General features: G+C 45.1%; 18 protein-coding genes. 6 read left to right on the top strand and 12 right to left on the bottom strand.

The genetic code is table 11. The features are described 5' to 3' along the window. Positions 1 to 259: 259 nt before the first annotated feature. A complete protein-coding gene (gene rpsO / locus FZ941_RS06410; protein WP_001018251.1) occupies positions 260 to 529 on the bottom strand; it encodes a 30S ribosomal protein S15 in 270 nt (89 codons plus the stop codon). Positions 530 to 803: 274 nt separating this feature from the next. Here rpsO and FZ941_RS06420 point away from each other — a divergent pair, with 274 nt between their 5' ends. The 4 genes from FZ941_RS06420 (at position 804) to FZ941_RS06435 (ending at position 4,072) form a co-directional block, all read left to right on the top strand. Then, on the top strand, positions 804 to 1,730 hold the full coding sequence (locus FZ941_RS06420; RefSeq protein ID WP_148887253.1) for an aldo/keto reductase family oxidoreductase: 927 nt from the start codon (positions 804 to 806) through the stop codon (positions 1,728 to 1,730). A 160-nt stretch (positions 1,731 to 1,890) separates the two neighbouring features. Then, the gene (locus FZ941_RS06425) at positions 1,891 to 3,072 is read left to right on the top strand and encodes an NAD(P)/FAD-dependent oxidoreductase (protein ID WP_148887254.1); all 1,182 of its coding nucleotides are present in this window, start codon (positions 1,891 to 1,893) and stop codon (positions 3,070 to 3,072) included. A 13-nt stretch (positions 3,073 to 3,085) separates the two neighbouring features. Further along, complete coding sequence (locus tag FZ941_RS06430; protein ID WP_148887255.1) at positions 3,086 to 3,607, top strand: DUF1697 domain-containing protein; 522 nt, start codon at positions 3,086 to 3,088, stop codon at positions 3,605 to 3,607. Positions 3,608 to 3,616: 9 nt separating this feature from the next. Further along, positions 3,617 to 4,072, top strand: a complete 456-nt coding sequence (locus tag FZ941_RS06435; RefSeq protein ID WP_148887256.1) for an 8-oxo-dGTP diphosphatase — start codon at positions 3,617 to 3,619, stop codon at positions 4,070 to 4,072. 27 nt (positions 4,073 to 4,099) lie between these two features. On the opposite strand, the gene FZ941_RS06440 is transcribed toward FZ941_RS06435, so the two are convergent. The 7 genes from FZ941_RS06440 to tsaB form a co-directional block, all read right to left on the bottom strand. Then, positions 4,100 to 4,840 (bottom strand): MerR family transcriptional regulator, encoded by a 741-nt coding sequence (locus FZ941_RS06440; RefSeq protein ID WP_148887257.1) that lies wholly within the window; start codon positions 4,838 to 4,840, stop codon positions 4,100 to 4,102. 104 nt (positions 4,841 to 4,944) lie between these two features. After that, entirely contained in the window at positions 4,945 to 5,661 is a 717-nt protein-coding gene (locus FZ941_RS06445; RefSeq protein ID WP_262366280.1) for a hypothetical protein, read from the bottom strand. Positions 5,662 to 5,774: 113 nt separating this feature from the next. Next, entirely contained in the window at positions 5,775 to 6,098 is a 324-nt protein-coding gene (locus tag FZ941_RS06450; protein WP_148887258.1) for an AzlD domain-containing protein, read from the bottom strand. Continuing rightward, the gene (locus tag FZ941_RS06455) at positions 6,088 to 6,783 is read right to left on the bottom strand and encodes an AzlC family ABC transporter permease (RefSeq protein WP_148887259.1); all 696 of its coding nucleotides are present in this window, start codon (positions 6,781 to 6,783) and stop codon (positions 6,088 to 6,090) included. Before FZ941_RS06455 ends, FZ941_RS06450 begins: the two co-directional genes overlap by 11 nt. Positions 6,784 to 6,792: 9 nt before the next feature. Further along, on the bottom strand, positions 6,793 to 7,803 hold the full coding sequence (gene tsaD, locus FZ941_RS06460) for a tRNA (adenosine(37)-N6)-threonylcarbamoyltransferase complex transferase subunit TsaD (protein ID WP_148887260.1): 1,011 nt from the start codon (positions 7,801 to 7,803) through the stop codon (positions 6,793 to 6,795). After that, entirely contained in the window at positions 7,793 to 8,245 is a 453-nt protein-coding gene (gene rimI / locus FZ941_RS06465) for a ribosomal protein S18-alanine N-acetyltransferase (protein WP_148887357.1), read from the bottom strand. The genes tsaD and rimI overlap by 11 nt, the downstream gene beginning before the upstream one ends. Continuing rightward, positions 8,242 to 8,928 carry a tRNA (adenosine(37)-N6)-threonylcarbamoyltransferase complex dimerization subunit type 1 TsaB gene (tsaB, locus tag FZ941_RS06470; RefSeq protein ID WP_148887261.1) on the bottom strand — a complete coding sequence of 229 codons (687 nt, stop codon included), beginning with the start codon at positions 8,926 to 8,928 and terminating at the stop codon, positions 8,242 to 8,244. Before tsaB ends, rimI begins: the two co-directional genes overlap by 4 nt. A gap of 286 nt (positions 8,929 to 9,214) precedes the next feature. On the opposite strand from tsaB, the gene FZ941_RS06475 reads away from it, so the two are divergent. Next, positions 9,215 to 9,445: a DNA-dependent RNA polymerase subunit epsilon gene (locus FZ941_RS06475; protein WP_045497905.1), complete on the top strand. Its 231-nt coding sequence runs from the start codon at positions 9,215 to 9,217 to the stop codon at positions 9,443 to 9,445. Positions 9,446 to 9,448: 3 nt separating this feature from the next. Then, positions 9,449 to 11,131 (top strand): ribonuclease J1, encoded by a 1,683-nt coding sequence (gene rnjA, locus FZ941_RS06480; protein WP_148887262.1) that lies wholly within the window; start codon positions 9,449 to 9,451, stop codon positions 11,129 to 11,131. Between the two features lie 88 nt (positions 11,132 to 11,219). Here the strand turns inward: rnjA and FZ941_RS06485 are convergent, their stop codons facing one another. The 4 genes from FZ941_RS06485 to grpE all read right to left on the bottom strand — a co-directional run bounded on the left by FZ941_RS06485 (position 11,220) and on the right by grpE (position 15,856). Beyond that, the gene (locus FZ941_RS06485) at positions 11,220 to 11,621 is read right to left on the bottom strand and encodes a GNAT family N-acetyltransferase (protein ID WP_148887263.1); all 402 of its coding nucleotides are present in this window, start codon (positions 11,619 to 11,621) and stop codon (positions 11,220 to 11,222) included. A gap of 49 nt (positions 11,622 to 11,670) precedes the next feature. Continuing rightward, positions 11,671 to 12,804 (bottom strand): molecular chaperone DnaJ, encoded by a 1,134-nt coding sequence (gene dnaJ / locus FZ941_RS06490; RefSeq protein WP_148887264.1) that lies wholly within the window; start codon positions 12,802 to 12,804, stop codon positions 11,671 to 11,673. 334 nt (positions 12,805 to 13,138) lie between these two features. After that, complete coding sequence (gene dnaK, locus FZ941_RS06495) at positions 13,139 to 14,968, bottom strand: molecular chaperone DnaK (RefSeq protein ID WP_148887265.1); 1,830 nt, start codon at positions 14,966 to 14,968, stop codon at positions 13,139 to 13,141. A gap of 342 nt (positions 14,969 to 15,310) precedes the next feature. Continuing rightward, positions 15,311 to 15,856, bottom strand: coding sequence for a nucleotide exchange factor GrpE (grpE, locus tag FZ941_RS06500; protein ID WP_148887266.1), 546 nt, complete (start codon positions 15,854 to 15,856; stop codon positions 15,311 to 15,313). Positions 15,857 to 15,878: the final 22 nt, after the last annotated feature.

Raw genomic sequence — 15,878 nt, forward strand, 5'->3', positions numbered from 1 at the left:
GTCTAAAATTCTAGTGAAAACAAAAAATCTCCCCGAAGGGAGAAGATCTGGTTTATTTTACCTTATAGTGCGAGGAACCGTAACCGAAGATCATACTTGAGTATATCGAGGTAAGGTGACAACATAAAAAGCCCTCTGAGATCAGAGAGCTTTATTCTTGCAGGATAAAATGTTTCTAGACAAGGCGACGAGCCGAAGATTGTACTAATGGTACATCGAGGCGAAGTCAACGAAGTATAGAAACATTTTAGACGCAAGATTAGCGACGAAGTCCTAGAGAGTTGATCAACTCACGGTAACGGTTAACGTCGTTTTTACGCAAGTATGCAAGCAAGTTACGACGGCGACCGATTTTCTTCATCAAACCACGGTAAGTAGCGTGGTCTTTTTTGTGTTGTTTGATGTGTTCGTTAAGGTGGTTGATTTCCCAAGTAAGGACAGCAACTTGAACCTCTACTGAACCAGTGTCACCTTCGTGACGTGCGTATTGTGCAATGATTTCATTTTTTTTCTCTTTTGAGATTGCCATGATAAGCTCCTTTTCTTTACGCTTCATCCGAGTGGCAGGCTTGGCAATTCCTGCAACCAAGAAGAAGTTATTTGTCTTTAAGACATTCTTATTTTATCAAGAAGGCAAGTTTTTGTCAAATCTTCTAATTTTCCGACAAGGTTAGGTGAATTTCATTGGCCAAAACAAGGATTTTCTACACATTTGCTCCAAGACTCGATCTAGCTAGTCTCTTTTTGACTTTGGAGCGGGTTTAGCTTATACTGAGATTAAGATGACACGAGGAGAAGAGTTTATGAAATATCTTGAGTTTGGAGAAAGCAAGCGAGAAATTTCCCAGATTATCATAGGGCTGATGCGAATTGCCCAAATGACACCCAAAGAGGTGGAAGAACTGATCGAAACAGCCTTGTCAGTCGGGATCAATGCTTTCGATCTCGCCGATATCTATGGTGGAGGCCAGTGCGAAGAAATTCTGGGACAAGTGCTCAAAAACCGGCCTGACCTGCGGGCTAAGATGTGGATTCAGTCCAAGGTGGGAATCCGCATAGAAGAATTCACCTACTTCGACTTTTCCAAAGACTATATCCTCGAAGCAACGGATGGTATTTTACAGCGTCTAGGTGTAGACCATCTGGACTCTCTGCTCTTGCATCGACCAGATGCTCTGATGGAGCCTAGTGCAATCGCTGAGGCTTTTGATCTACTCAAATCTCAAGGAAAGGTCCTTGATTTTGGAGTGTCCAACCAGAATCCTATGATGATGGAGCTACTCAAAAAAGAGGTCAAGCAGCCTTTGGTGGCAAATCAGCTCCAATTGAGCGCAGCTTTCTCACCTGCTTTTGAAGCTGGCTTCCACGTTAACATGGAGGGAGCAGCCGCAAATATGCGCGACGGTAGTATTTTCGAATACTGCCGCCTGAACGACGTCGTAATTCAGGCCTGGTCTGTCCTCCAGCACGGCTATTTCGAGGGCGTTTTTGTCGGTTCGGATAAATACCCCAAGCTCAATACCGTCCTAAACCGACTAGCCGACAAATACCAAATATCACCATCGGCAGTGGCTATTGCTTGGGTGCTACGCTATCCAGCCCACATGCAGGCGGTCATCGGCACGACCAAGGCTAGCCGCATCATCGAAGCAGCCAAGGCAGCAGATATTGAACTGACTAGAAAAGAATGGTACGAAATCTATTGGGCCTCTGGAAAAGATCTTCCTTAAAAATGAGCCTAAAAGCCGATTAATTTTCTACCTAGTGCTGGCTGACGGACTGGCAGAAAAGCTGTCCAAAGCATATCCACTGTATGGCTTAAAGGACAAAATCATCTTGCACAAGCTTAACTAGCACATAAAATTCCTATTTCACGAAAGGAAAAGATATATGAACCATTTCGACACAATCATCATCGGCGGAGGACCAGCCGGCATGATGGCTGCCATTTCCAGTTCTTTCTACGGGCAAAAGACCTTGCTCCTTGAGAAAAATAAACGATTGGGCAAGAAGCTAGCTGGTACAGGCGGCGGGCGCTGCAATGTGACCAACAACGGAAACCTAGATGACCTCATGGCCGGCATTCCTGGCAATGGGCGCTTTCTTTACAGCGTTTTTTCCCAGTTTGACAACCATGATATCATCAACTTTTTTACGGAAAATGGCGTCAAACTCAAGGTGGAAGACCACGGCCGTGTTTTCCCAGTGACAGACAAGTCCCGCACCATTATCGAAGCTTTGGAAAAGAAAATTGCAGAGCTGGGCGGCACTGTCATCACCAATACTGAAATCGTCTCCGTCAAAAAAACTGATGATCTTTTCACTGTCAGATCCAGCGACCAGGCTTGGACCTGTCAAAAATTGATTGTGACGACTGGCGGCAAGTCCTACCCTTCAACTGGCTCGACAGGCTTCGGCCACGATATTGCCCGACACTTCAGGCACACAGTAACCGACCTAGAGGCTGCTGAAAGTCCTCTTCTGACTGACTTTCCTCACAAGGCGCTTCAGGGGATTTCGCTGGACAATGTGACACTCAGCTATGGCAAGCATGTCATTACCCACGACCTGCTCTTTACCCACTTTGGCCTATCCGGTCCGGCTGCTCTGCGCTTGTCTAGCTTTGTCAAGGGCGGCGAGACCATCTATCTAGATGTCTTGCCTCAGATGAGCCAGCAGGATTTGGCAGACTTTTTAGAAGAACATCGGGAAAAATCGCTGAAGAACTGCCTGGAAATGCTCCTGCCCGAGCGCCTAGCAGACTTTTTTGCCCAGCCCTTTCCCGAGAAAGTAAAACAACTCAATCTCAGTGAAAAAGAGGCTCTCATCCAACAAATCAAAGAACTGCCTATCCCAGTCACTGGCAAAATGTCTCTGGCCAAGTCCTTTGTCACCAAGGGTGGCGTTAGTCTCAAGGAAATCAATCCTAAAACTCTGGAAAGCAAGCTCGTTCCCGGTCTCCACTTTGCCGGCGAAGTCCTAGACATCAATGCCCACACGGGTGGCTTCAACATCACATCTGCCCTCTGCACCGGATGGGTGGCAGGCTCAAATCCAATAAATACCAAATAAGGAAGGAAGTCCTTTGGAACATATTATTTTACTAAGAGGCGTTACTCCTAATGGAAAAAATGCTATCCCGAAAATGTCTTATTTAGTAGATATTTTGACAGAAGCTGGTTTTCAACACGTTCGAACCTATATTCAAAGCGGGAATATCATTCTTGAAAGTGACTTAGATTTAGAAGAAATACGAGAACACGTTCATACTCTGATAAAGGAAAAAATTGGGGCCGACTTAAAAATGGTTATCAAGAATAAGGACGATTTTGAAAAGATTGTTCATGAGAATCCATTTAAAGAAGGCTATCTTCATGATCGTGTACATGTGATTCTTTATCAAGGTTTTATCCAAAGTCTACCACTAGAAAAATTGAAAGCTGACTATGACGAGGAAGAAATTTGTCTAGGCGATCACTGTCTCTACCTCTATCTCCCTAGAACTGCCAAACGAAAAAAGCTCAATACCAACTATCTTGAAAAACTTTTTGGCGTGGATCTAACTATGAGAAAGTTAAACGTAGTAGAAAAATTACTAACAAAATAGGAGAACAAAATGAACAGACGAGAATTAGTCGAATTTGTCAACATGTGCATGATTTATGACGGAGAAAAAGTTCTTGTCCAGGACCGAGTTAGTCCCGACTGGCCTGGCATCACCTTTCCCGGTGGGCATGTAGAGCGCGGGGAGTCTTTTACCGATGCAGTTATCAGAGAAGTAAAAGAAGAAACTGGACTAACCATCTCCAAACCTCAACTTTGCGGCATCAAGGATTGGTACGATGACGAGGATTACCGCTATGTCGTTCTACTCTACAAGACAAAGCACCATTCTGGTGTGCTACAATCCTCAGACGAAGGAAAGGTCTGGTGGGAAGATTTACAAAATCTGTCTCATCTGAAACTTGCAACCGAAGATATGTCAGATATGCTGCGTGTTTTTTTAGAGGACGATTTAAGTGAATTCTTTTACTATAAAGACGGCGACGACTGGCTTTATGATTTGAAGTAAAAAATAGGCTAGGATTTCCTAGCCTATTTATTCTGTATTTGTCCGAACATAAGCTGCAATGACATCTGCTGTGTACTGGGCAGTTCCTGCCCCAAATTTGTCAATGTTTTCCTTAAACTCTGGGTTATAGACATAGCCTTTACCGATATAGCCGAATACCTCAATAGAGCAGTCAAAGCCATAAGTGCGGATGGCTTGTAAGAGATGCGCTGCCTGTTCTTGATTTTCTGCTGCGTCAATTGACAAGCCTTGCTGCATATTCTCTGCCAGACTTTGAAAAACTTGATTGAAGGCTTCAACAGATTCTTCTTCCCGTCCATTTTGACGAGCTAGTGCTTCCGCCATGACTTCTTGACCATATTCTTCTACAGCTTTTTGATGGTATTTTTGATTGTCTTCGTAGGCAAAGCCTGCAAATTTTTCTTTCATTGTCATCTTTCTTTCTCCTTTTTCTTCTTGAATGGTTTTTTGTAAGGTGGAAATCAAGGTATCCAAGCGGTCTCTTTCCTGCTGTAAATACTCCAACTGCCTCAGCAGATGCGGCAATAAGTTCTGATCATCCTGGCTCAGCAGCTCTGCTATTTTCTCCAAAGAAAAGCCCAGATACTTATAGTAAAGGATGACCTGCAGGCGCTCTAGATCAGCTTGACTGTATGTCCGATAGCCATTATCTGATTTTTGAGGAACTAAAAGTCCGATTTTGTCGTAGTGATGCAGGGTTTTGACAGAGACACCCGAAAGCTGCGCAGCTTCTTTGATATGATACATAAAAACCTCCTTACCCTTATAGTATAATCCCTGACCTTAGGGCAGAGTCAAGCTTTTTTATAAAAAAATGAACTCCCTGATAAATCATGAGGGAGTTATCCTGATTATTTTTTGGTCAAAGAAAAGCCAAAAGCATGATAGTTAGAGTAATCCATCGGCTGATCAACAGGCCCGGTAAATAAAACAGATGTGTATTGGCCATTTTCTAGGAGAAAGCCTGCTTCTGCCCTTCCAACGCCACCAAGCCCTGTTATCCCTGGTAGCAAGGCCCGATAATCACCGGAAATCAGCTCCCAGCGATAAAGATTTTGGCTAACTTTAACAGCTCTTGCTACAGCTTTGACATCATTCATATCTTCGAAGCTGCCAAAATTGGCTTGCGCACGCAGGCTACCGTCTGAACTTACGGTCAAGGTTACGGAGTCGGATTGAGGACTGCTTCCTTGCCAGACGCCGACCAAGGCTGCTGGAATAGGGGTGTCCTCTGTTTGAGAGTCAGCGCCACTCGGCTTTGGTGCGCTTACCTGACTGGAATCAGCTGTACTTGCTTGACTGGAGCTTGGCACTTCCTCCTTAGCAGAAGATGAAGCTTGGCTTGTTACAACTTGACTGGAGGAAGCTTGACTTGCAGAAGCCTTGGTTGAGCTACTAGTGCTCGTCGTTTGGCTAACCTTGGCACTCGAGGAAGTCTTTGGTGCTTCAGTTTTTGGTGAACCACAAGCAGCTAGAGACAGAGTTAAAGACAGAAATAAAGAAGAATAAATCCACTTGGATAAGGACAATTTAGCCATCACAATGACCTCTTTTCTATTCTCTGCCATTATTATAGTCCTTTATATTACAAAAATCAAGAGCTTTTGTAATATTTTGTAACTTTTTTGAAATATTTTGGTAAATCTACTCTCTTAAAACTTTTCCTCTAATAAAGTAGCCGCTAAAAAACAAGGCGCAAGAGGGCAACCAAAACGACACCGAAAATAACGGTCGCGATCAGATTTCGATACTTAAAAGCCACATAAGTCGTCGGAAAAACAGCCAGCAAATCCAGCCATTTGAAGCTAGGGAGATGCCCAGACTGGGCAGTGGTGACGCTGGACAAAATCAGGGCAAAGATAATAGACACTGGCAAAAATTTTAGAAAGCGCTCAACAATAGGCGGAAGTCCTTTATATTTTACCAAGATAAAAGGTAGGACCCGTGGAAGCCATGTGACTAGGGCTGAGCAAAGGATAGCCAGCAAAATATACTTACTTATCATCTAAGAACACCCCCACCGTACAGCCTAGAAGAGTCGCAAAGAGTACCGCCAGTGAATTTTGAATCAAGATTGTCAATGCCAAATAGGAAACCCCAACGACCAACAAAACAGACAGCAGCTTCTTCATGTCAATCCGCCGGAGCATAATCAGAAACTGAGAAGAAAAAATTCCAATAAACATTGCAACCAAAGCAAAATCTAGACCAAAGCTTTCAGGATTGGGTAAGAGCCCACCTAGAGCTGTTCCCAGCACCGTTCCAAGGAACCAAGCGCCGTAGCTCAGCAGATTATTTCCATGCATCCACTGTGGCAAAATCACCTTCGAGTGAATCTGTTCTCCCATCAAAACACCGTAGGACTCATCGGTAAGGAGACTCCCCATCGCAATATTTTGCCCCATGCTGAAGTCTCTAAAAATGCTAGAGGCATGTAGCCCTAGCAAGAAAAAACGCAGATTGATCAAAAAGACAGTCAAGGCAATGGCCAAAATTGGAGCACCTTGCGCAATCAAACCTATCATAGCAAACTGGGCACTGCCTGCATAAACCAAGAGGCTCATCAGGCCCATTTCCAGAGGATTCATATAGGGCGCCGCCATAATGCCACAGGCTAGACCGATTCCGACATAGCCTAGAGCCGTTGGCACTGCTGCTTGTGCCCCCTGTTTAAATGTCTGTCCGCGCATTCTTCTCCTTTACTCCATGGTTTCAAAAGCTAGACTTGGCTTAGCATTCAGATCTAAACTTGCAAAATTTCCCTTGTTCCACTCGCTAACGCTAGCATAAGCAATCATGCCAGCATTGTCACCGCAAAGGCGAAGAGGCGGAATGATCACCTTAACATCCTGAATCTCAGCAGCCAAGCGTTCTCTCAGACCTTGATTGGCCGCAACACCGCCCGCCACAACCAGAGTCTTGACTGGATATTTTTCCAGCGCTTTCTTAGTCTTGGCCATGAGAATATCCATGACCGCTGCCTGAAAGCTTGCTGACAGGTCTTGATTAGACAAGACCTCTCCTTTTTGCTGGGCATTGTGGTGCAGGTTGATAAAGGCCGACTTGAGGCCGGAAAAAGAAAATTCCAGATTGTCTTCCTTGATCATAGCCCGCGGAAAATCATAAATATCCTGTCCTTCATGAGCCAGCTGATCAATCTCCCGACCTGCTGGATAGGTCAGGCCCATAACTCGACCGACCTTATCATAGGCTTCACCGACTGCATCATCGCGGGTCTCCCCCACAATTTTATAATCGCCAGCCTGACTGACATAGACCAGCTCAGTATGGCCGCCACTGACCAAGAGAGCCAGCAAGGGAAATTCCAAGGGCTCCACGCTCTGGGCTGCCATCAGGTGTCCAGCCATGTGATTGACTGGAATCAAGGGAAGCCCATGAGCCCAGGCAAAAGACTTGGCTGCTGCCAGACCGACTAAAAGCGCCCCAACTAGACCAGGACCGTAGGTGACGGCCACCGCTGAGACTTGCTCCTCAGTAATCCCTGCTTCTGCCAAGGCCTCCTCAATGCAAACCGTAATGACCTCTACATGATGACGGCTGGCCACTTCTGGTACCACTCCACCAAAACGCTTGTGGCTCTCAATCTGGCTAGCAATGACATTGCTCAAAAGCTCCGTCTCATTCTTCAGAACCGCCACACTGGTCTCGTCACAAGACGTCTCAAAAGCTAAAATATATCTATCTTTCATGAATCTCTCTTTTCATAACAATCGCATCTTCCACCGGCGCATGGTAGTAGGCCTTCCGCCGCGCGATTTCTTCAAATTTTTCTTTTTTGTAAAATAGCAGAGCTGGCTTATTCGACTCCCTCACTTCGAGGAAAATTTCTTTGTCTGCTGGCAAAAAGTCGAACAAGGCTGTCGCGATTTTCTGCCCCTGATAGCTAGGCAATACTGCAATCTGCAGAACTTCTGCTTCAAAGTCTGTCTCCTGCCAGACTAAAAAGCCGACAAGCCGACTCTCATCTGCTGCTAGTGCACAACTGTTCACATCCGAACGCAGGACCTCTGCCAATTGCCCCACAGTCCAAGGGCTGACCTCATAGACTGCAAGTAAGAGCTGTTCCAGCTCTTCTGCGAGAGCTACCGCGTCCACATCCGAGCTGTCGCTCCATTTTCTCATCTCAATCATAGGCGCTGAATGTAAGAATCGCTGGATTCCTGATGGGTCTTGAGCCAATTTTCCTCAGCCTCTACCCGCTTGAGATAGTTTGGAACAAAGTCATGAATGGACTGGGCTGGCAGGTCTAAACCGAGACAACCAATAGCTGCTGCGTCTGGTAAAGTCGGCTGAATGGCAGCTTGAGGAAGAGCCTCTTCAATCTGCTCCGCAAAAGCTACCGTCTCTCCGACAAAGGTGACTGGCTGGTTAGCAGCGCCAGCTATATCCAAAACCTCTGCCAAAGGCAGATGAGCTTCCGGTCGCACAACCTGACCAGACTGGTAAAAGCCAGCATAGACATTATTGCGGCGGGCATCCATGACAGGAATGATCAAGCCCTCCACCTGCTCTGGAATCAGAGCCTGCAGACTAGACACACCGACCAGCTCAATCTTGAGGGTATGCGCTAGGGTCTTGGCTGTCGCCACCGCAATTCTCAGACCTGTGTAGCTACCCGGCCCCTGCGCCACCGCGATCCGATCCAAATCCGTCGGTTTCATATCCAGACTATTCATCAGAAAATCAATAGCCGGCATAAGGGTAATGCTATGATTTTTCTTGATATTGAGCGTCACCTGCCCCAAGGTCTCCTTATTCTCTAAAATCGCTAGAGACAGAGCCTTATTTGACGTATCCATCGCTAAAATTTTCATTATTCTCTTCCTTACTCGAGTGTTTGCTTCTTATTATACTACAAAAGTGACCACAAGGGTAGAGAAGCAGTCATTTGACTACCCAGATTTCCTCTTAAAAGCTTTTCTGAAAATCTCCACAATATTTTCTCGGCTATGTCTTTTACTAAAAGCTGGTTTTATGATATAATTGGTTAGAATTATATCGAATCAAGGTCAATCTACTACTCATAAAACTGAATAAAAGAAAACAGCTGATTAGCTGTCGTTTTCTGTAGCTTGATCATGAAAAATGGAAGGAAACAAAATGATTTACAAAGTTTTTTATCAAGAAACAAAAGAACGCAGCCCACGCCGTGAACAAACACGCGCCCTTTACTTAGATATAGAAGCAACCGATGAATTAGAAGGCCGCATCAAAGCCCGCAAATTGGTCGAAGAAAAGACTCCTTACAATATCGAATTTATCGAGCTCTTGTCTGACAAACATTTGGAATACGAAAAAGAGTCAGGCGCCTTCGAATTAACGGAGTTGTAACCTATGGCATATAACTTAAAGAAAGAAGAAGTTGGTGTTTTCGCCATCGGCGGTCTGGGCGAAATCGGTAAAAATACCTACGGAATTGAGTATCAAGATGAGATTATCATCGTCGATGCTGGGATTAAATTTCCCGAAGACGACCTCTTGGGTATCGACTATGTTATTCCCGACTACTCTTATATCGTAGAAAATATTGATCGCGTGAAAGCCGTCCTCATCACCCACGGGCACGAGGACCATATCGGCGGTATTCCTTTCCTGCTCAAGCAAGCCAATGTTCCCATCTATGCTGGTCCTTTGGCTCTGGCTCTCATTCGGGGCAAGCTAGAAGAGCATGGACTTTTGCGTGATGCCAAGCTCTATGAAATCAATCAAAACACAGAGTTGACCTTTAAAAATCTAAAGGCTACCTTCTTCCGCACAACCCACTCTATTCCAGAGCCCTTGGGGATTGTCATTCATACGCCGCAAGGTAAGATTGTCTGTACCGGTGACTTCAAGTTTGACTTTACACCAGTCGGTGAGCCAGCAGACCTGCACCGTATGGCCGCTCTGGGCGAGGAAGGTGTGCTCTGTCTCCTATCCGACTCGACCAATGCTGAAGTTCCGACCTTTACTAATTCCGAAAAAGTAGTTGGACAGTCTATTTTGAAGATTATCGAAGGCATTCATGGACGGATTATTTTCGCCTCCTTTGCCTCAAACATCTTCCGGCTCCAGCAGGCTGCTGAGGCTGCTGTCAAGACCGGTCGCAAGATTGCCGTCTTTGGCCGCTCTATGGAAAAGGCCATTGTAAACGGGATTGAGCTAGGCTACATCAAGGTTCCCAAAGATACCTTCATCGAGCCAAACGAGCTCAAAGACTATCCAGCTGGCGAAGTGCTGATTATGTGTACTGGAAGTCAGGGTGAGCCTATGGCAGCCCTGTCTCGGATTGCCAATGGTACCCACCGTCAGGTGCAGTTGCAACCTGGAGATACAGTCATCTTCTCATCCAGCCCTATCCCTGGTAATACGACCAGCGTTAACAAGCTGATTAACATCATTTCTGAAGCTGGTGTAGAAGTCATTCACGGTAAGATTAACAACATCCACACCTCTGGACACGGTGGCCAGCAAGAGCAAAAGCTCATGCTTCGCTTGATTAAGCCTAAATATTTCATGCCAGTTCATGGTGAATACCGCATGCAGAAAATCCATGCAGGCCTGGCCGTTGATACTGGAGTGCCAAAAGATAATATCTTCATCATGAGCAATGGTGACGTGCTGGCTCTAACAGCTGACTCAGCTCGTATTGCTGGCAGCTTCAACGCTCAAGATATCTATGTCGATGGGAACCGCATCGGGGAAATCGGTGCTGCTGTTCTGCGCGACCGGAAAGACTTATCAGAAGACGGTGTTGTCCTTGCTGTTGCGACAGTTGACTTTGAGTCCCAGATGATTTTGGCCGGTCCAGATATTCTCAGCCGTGGCTTTATCTACATGCGTGAATCAGGTGACCTCATCCGCCAAAGCCAGCGCATCCTCTTCAATGCCATTCGCATTGCCCTTAAGAATAAAGATGCCAGCGTCCAATCTGTCAGCGGCGCTATCGTCAACGCCTTGCGTCCTTTCCTCTACGAAAGTACCGAGCGCGAACCTATTATCATTCCGATGGTGCTTACACCAGACGAAGACAACTAAAAAAATAAGCTTTGCTAGACTAGCAAAGCTTATTTTTTGTAAACTTTAATGGTAATTGGCAATTGACTTCTATCTACTTGAGAGTAGCTCACTTTAACCACTTGATGAAATGATATTTGGTCACACCTTTTTGAGGCACATCTTCCAGACTGGCGTAGATTTCATATCCTTGCTTGATGTAAAAATCCCTGGCCTGATAAGATTTGGTGGACAAGGTGATGCTGCTGACTCCCGCTTTCTCAGCCTTTTCTTCTTCTGCCAGCAGACTAGCTCCCAATCCCTTTTTCTGGTGTTCCTTATCTACCACTAAGGCCTTGATATGGATGTTTTCCAACACCTGCTGGGCATGGAGCAAGGCGATCAAGTTTCCTTCCTCTTCCCGTATCAGATAATAATCCTTGGGCTCAAGTTCTTCAAGCCTAGCCGGCCCAAAAGAAGCCTCATATTGCTCCTTGAAAACTTGCTTGATAAAGTCATGAAATTCTGTCATTTCTTGCTCCTAACGAAAAAGCAGAATAATAACTCTGCTTTTTCCTTCTTTATTCCCCTTCAAAGACATCTTTCATCTTATCAAAGAAGCCTTTCTTTTTAGGGCTCACTGTGATGTCTCCAGCCGCCGCAAAATCCTTAAGAGCCGCCTTTTGACGATCATTGAGTCCTGTCGGCGTTACGACATTGACAGTGACATATTGGTCACCGACACTTCCATCGCGTAGATTTGGTGCTCCTTTACCACGCAGGCGGAAACGTTTGCCAGTCTGAGTTCCTTCTGGGATTGTCAATTCAACATTTCCATGGACAGTCGGAATTTCCACACTGTCACCCAGAGCTGCTTGCACAAAGTTGAGGTTGAGCTTGTAGTAAATGGTAGAACCGTCTCGCTCAAATTTATCGCTTGGCTCAACGTTCACCACTACATACAAGTCACCGTAAGGACCGCCATTAAAGCCTGCCTCACCTTGACCCGCCAAGCGAACTCGTTGACCTGTTTCCACACCAGCAGGGATTTTTACATGAACGCTATGCGCTTGCTTTTCATGTCCTGTTCCATGGCAAGTTTCACATGGACTTTTGATTTCTTGTCCGCGACCATGACAGACATCACAAGTCACTTGTCGACGCATCATGCCCAGCGGTGTCTGAGTATCAACATTGATGACACCAGAACCATGACAGCGGCCACAAGTTACCGGGCTAGTTCCTGGCTTAGCACCTGAACCATGACAAGTCCGACAGCTAGCTTCACGATTGTATTTAACTTCTTTTTCTGTACCGAAAACAGCCTCTTCAAAGCGGAGATTTACCCGATACTGGAGATCGTCTCCTTGACGCGGAGCGTTTGGATTACGAGTCGCACCACCGCCAAAGAAGCTAGAAAAGATATCTTCGAAGCCACCAAAACCAGAGCCATCAAAGCCTCCGAAGCCGCCTGCACCGCCGCCAAAGCCACCATTGGCACCCGCCGCGCCATATTGGTCATAGGCAGCCCGCTTTTGCTCATCGCTCAGCGTTTCATAAGCCTCCTGGACTTCCTTATATTTATCTTCCGCCCCAGGCTCCTTATTAATATCTGGGTGATATTTTTTAGATAATTTCCGATAGGCTCTCTTAATCTCATCCTGAGAAGCATTCTTAGAGACACCTAAACGATCATAAAATTCAGTATTGTTCATTTAAGATACCAAGACCGTAAAATTCGACTGAAAAATAGGAAATCAGGCGACGGAGCGATGCTCCCAGACTGATTTCTCTTTTTTCCTAGAATTTAAGTCGGGTTCAGTTCCTTTCTAACTTAGTTTAAAGAAGAACCAAAAATTTGCATTCTAACTCTTTTCTTACCGAAAAACAGAGGCTGGGTTGCAACCTCTGGATTTCTTCTTATTGTTACGACGTTCAAAAACAAAGTCGATTATACTTTGTTTTTGAACTAGTAAGGCGTTTAAGCAAGTCGCCATAGCGATTGCCGTAGAATGACAATCACTTTAGTGATTCGTCATTCTTAACGAATTACTTCTCCGTAAACTCTCCGTCTACGACATCATCGCCTGCATTTCCTGTTGCTTGTGCGCCTTCTGCTCCTGCTTGTGCTTGAGCCTGTTGAGCTGCTGCAGCTTGTTCGTAGAGTTTAACTGCCAAAGCTTGTGCTTTTTCGTTGAGAGCTTCTAGTTTTGCTTTCATGTCGTCCAAGTTATTGTCTTCTTGGGCTTTCTTAAGGTCATCAAGTGCAGCTTGAGCAGTGTCACGTTCTGCATCAAAGCCTTTTCCTTCAGTTTCCTTGATAGTCTTTTCAGTCGCAAAGATTGCTTGGTCAACTTCGTTACGAAGGTCTACTTCTTCTTTACGTTTCTTATCTGCTTCAGCGTTTGCTTCTGCATCTTTCATCATGCGGTCGATTTCTTCGTCAGTCAAACCTGAGTTAGATTGGATGACAATTGTTTGTTCTTTTTGAGTTCCAAGGTCTTTAGCTTTAACAGACACGATACCGTTCTTGTCGATGTCAAATGTTACTTCGATTTGAGGAATTCCACGTGGTGCAGCTGGAATATCAGTCAATTGGAAACGTCCAAGAGTCTTGTTGTCTGCTGCCATTGGGCGTTCACCTTGAAGAACATGAATATCAACGGCTGGTTGGTTGTCTGCTGCTGTTGAGAAGACTTGTGATTTAGATGTTGGAATCGTTGTGTTGCGCTCGATGAGTTTTGTAAATACTCCACCCATTGTTTCGATACCAAGTGACAATGGTGTTACGTCAAGAAGGACAACGTCTTTAACATCACCAGTGATGACACCACCTTGGATAGCCGCACCCATAGCAACTACTTCGTCAGGATTCACTGATTTGTTTGGCTCTTTACCAGTTTCAGCTTTCACAGCTTCTACAACGGCTGGGATACGAGTTGAACCACCAACAAGGATCACTTCGTCGATTTCTGACAAGCTCAAACCTGCATCTGAAAGGGCTTGACGAACTGGAACTTTTGTACGTTCTACAAGGTCACGAGTCAAGTCGTCGAATTTGGCACGAGTCAAAGTCATTTCCAAGTGAAGAGGTCCAGCAGCACCCGCAGTGATAAATGGCAAGCTGATTTGAGTTGAAGTCACACCTGAAAGGTCTTTCTTAGCTTTTTCAGCTGCATCTTTCAAACGTTGAAGAGCCATCTTGTCTGTTGACAAGTCGATACCGTTCTCTTTCTTGAATTCTGCTACCAAGTGGTCGATAATCTTTTGGTCAAAGTCGTCACCACCGAGTTTGTTGTCCCCTGCAGTTGCCAATACATCGAAGACACCGTCACCGAGTTCAAGGATAGACACGTCGAATGTACCACCACCAAGGTCAAATACCAAGATTTTTTCTTCTTTGTCAGTCTTGTCCAAACCATAAGCAAGCGCTGCTGCTGTTGGTTCGTTAACGATACGTTCTACTTCAAGACCAGCGATTTTACCAGCGTCTTTTGTTGCTTGACGTTGGGCATCGTTAAAGTAAGCTGGAACTGTGATAACAGCCTTTGTTACTTTTTCACCAAGGTATTCTTCAGCATAACCTTTCAAGTATTGAAGGATCATAGCTGAGATTTCTTGTGGAGTGTATTCTTTGCCGTTAGCAGAAACTTTTTCAGAAGTCCCCATCTTAGATTTGATAGAGATAACAGTATCTGGGTTTGTCACTGCTTGACGTTTTGCAGCATCACCAACGATGATTTCACCATTTTTGAATGACACTACAGACGGAGTTGTGCGGTTTCCTTCTGGATTTGCGATGATTTTACTTTCAGTTCCTTCAAGAACTGCAACTGCTGAGTTTGTTGTACCTAAGTCAATACCGATAATTTTAGACATGTGTTTTTCTCCTTAAATTTTATTTTCTATTTTTCTTTTTAATACTCTTCTTAAGTGGCGACGCCGTCAGAGCTTGACTTCGTCAATCTCTTTGACTAAATTTTGAGCCTAAAGTCTCAAAGTTTGCGTAAATAGCGCCACGGCGAAGAGTATCGCCTTCGGTTCGCTTCGCTCACTGTTAGTAAAGCTGAACCATTGTTTATCATTCTTTCATAGTTTATTGTCATTTCGGACAAGGTTTACGCAGTAGCTGATTGGCAGTTCACTTCGCAAACGCTCGTGACCAACCTAATCACCCTTGCGAGGGTGCGTCAACGAAACCACAGATTTCTGACTTACCACCTAGTTATACACTACCACCATTGCTGGTCTTAGGATGCGGTCATGGAGTTTGTAGCCTTTTTGGAAGACTTGGGCAATGGTATCTGCTGGATGTTCGTCGTCTGCTGGAACGGTTTGGATGGCCATGTGATAGTTATGGTCAAATGATCCGTCAGCTGCGATTTCCTCAATTCCTTCTTCTTTAAGGGCATGAACCAAGCTTTCTTGTACCATTTCCAGACCTTTTTTAACATCATCTGTCAAACCTTCAACGGCAAGCGCACGCTCAAGGTTATCCAAAGAAGGGAGAATCGCTTTTGCCAAATCTTGGCTACGATAGCGTTGCAAGAGTTGGCGCTCTTCATTCGCACGACGTTGGATATTTTGCATTTCTGCATGAGCGCGAAGGTATTTATTTTCAAAGTCTTCTGCACGCTCATTGGCTAGTTCTAGTTCTGATTTTTCAGGAGTAGTTTCATCAGCTTCTTCAGCGGTTTCTACAGCCTCTTCAGCAGTTTCTACCACTTCCTCTTCTTTTACTTCTTCGTTTTTTATTTCCTCAGACATTTTTCGCCTCCTTTTTAGGAAT

This window comes from Streptococcus sp. Marseille-P6264 (genome assembly GCF_902460355.1).
GTDB lineage: Bacteria > Bacillota > Bacilli > Lactobacillales > Streptococcaceae > Streptococcus.